1 protein-coding gene is annotated in these 494 nt (G+C 31.6%); it reads left to right on the top strand.

What is annotated here, in order from left to right:
* Positions 1-236: 236 nt before the first annotated feature.
* Positions 237-494 (top strand): GW dipeptide domain-containing protein (locus tag KH893_RS11775; RefSeq protein WP_281166275.1); only part of this gene is annotated, 258 nt, incomplete at its 3' end.

Genomic DNA, 494 nt, shown 5'->3' with positions numbered 1-494 from the left:
GGTATACTTGTTTTCCGACAATAAAATAATTGAGTATCAGACTGGAAATATCGATAAAATTGAACAGGGAATTTTAGATAGTTATGAATCGAACTCTTGATTTTTACTAAGCGGATTTTTACAGAACTAATACAGAAACAATACAAAGCCTGTTCCTTTCCTAAATATCAGTATGGACAAACTATAATTAACTTAAAAACGTAATCATAGCTTTTTAGTTGGGACAATAATTTTTCATGACAAGTAAATTCGATGTTTTTAAAAAAACAGCCTTAATTTTATTCTTAAATTTTTTAACGATGTTTATGGTTAGCCAAATGACAAGCGACTCAAGCCAGGCATATGCAGCAACAACTACAACAAGCTATGCTTCGATAGTTTCAAAAACATCCGTCAATAAAACAGCAACTATTATTGATTCAAAAAGAAATGATGGTGTTTATTACTATGGCCCAGCCCTGACTTCTACTTCAACAAAGACAGCCAATGCTTCT

The sequence above is a fragment of the Liquorilactobacillus sicerae genome (assembly GCF_029916425.1).
Taxonomy (GTDB): Bacteria; Bacillota; Bacilli; order Lactobacillales; family Lactobacillaceae; genus Liquorilactobacillus; species Liquorilactobacillus sicerae.
Note: the sequence above shows the minus strand (reverse complement) of the source record. Positions and strands in the feature narration are given on the sequence as shown.